Annotated in this window: 1 pseudogene; it reads right to left on the minus strand. The window is 49.7% G+C overall.

The window, feature by feature from the left end:
- Positions 1-1,148 (minus strand): annotated as a pseudogene (locus C6H04_RS07755) (hypothetical protein); the annotation flags it as partial.

Genomic DNA, 1,148 nt, shown 5'->3' on the forward strand with positions numbered 1-1,148 from the left:
GGAAGGTTTTTTAAGAACTCATGGAGTTGGCCTTTAGGATTTTCCAAACGCATGAAGCGCGCAAACCCTGCGCCTAACACTTGGCTTAGAGTGTCTTGGAATATCGCAGGGCGCAGTTTCAAGCTCTCTTTTAGAGCGGCATCGCTCAAGTGCACTAATTGGTAGAGTTCGCTGTAAAGCTGCTCAAAGCCCTTAGCGCGCTCTCCATAGGCTAGAGCTTTAGCAGTGGCATCCATGGCTTGGGTCAGATAGGGGGCTAGGTTTAGTTGGGGGAATGTGGAATTATGCGCTAAATTGTAAAAACTGCCTGCATTGTAGACAAAGGCATCTTTGAGCTTGTCATACTGCTCATGATCTAAAATCTTATGCGCATGGTTGAGCACTTGGGACAAACTCAGATCGGGGGTGTTGCGTGCGACATGGGCTAGCAAAGCCATGTTGGTCTCTTCCTTAGCAGGGCTTTTAGGAGATTGGATGTCTAATAGTCTAGCCACTCTATTGGCTAGCTCATCGACACTCTGCGCAGGTTGGGCTAGAGCTTTGAGGTTCTCAGAAGTGATGTGGGCATCGTACTTGCCTAGTGCTCCTAGCAGTCTATCTCCTGGAGTGCTAGCCCTCTGCTTATTGCTGGCTGCAGCTAGATTGAGCAATTCTGCAGGGCTTAGATTAGCATTCTTAGGCGTGCGCACTAAGAGTTCATCAGGGGCTAAGTCTAGCTTATAGGCCTCTAAGATGGCCTTGTGGTAAGTCTCTCTGCTGCTAGGGCTAAAGCTCTGCATGCCCTGTGTGCGGTGATTGCCCACTAAGACCTGGCCATCCTGTAAGACTACGGGCACATCTTCAAAGCCTCCCCTGCCTAGAATCATCTCTGCTTTGAAGTCTTGGGCGATCTGATTGATGATGTGCTGGTTCATCTGGGTGCGTGTCTGTGTGCCTGTGCCCTGCATGAAATTGGGTTTGAGGTCTTTGGCTTTGACAATAGCAAAGTCTAGGGGATAGATTTGCTCATCATCTAGGCTCAGACTCCCAGCTGAGTGTTCCAGTCTTTGCATGGGAATGGGTTGGCCTATCTCAAGAATGCGCTCATTCTCTTTGAGACCTGCAGCGGCTTCTTTGTCTGCAATGATCTGGTCATGGCGTTGCTGGGC

It is taken from the genome of Helicobacter salomonis (assembly GCF_900197775.1).
GTDB classification, from domain to species: Bacteria; Campylobacterota; Campylobacteria; order Campylobacterales; family Helicobacteraceae; genus Helicobacter; species Helicobacter salomonis.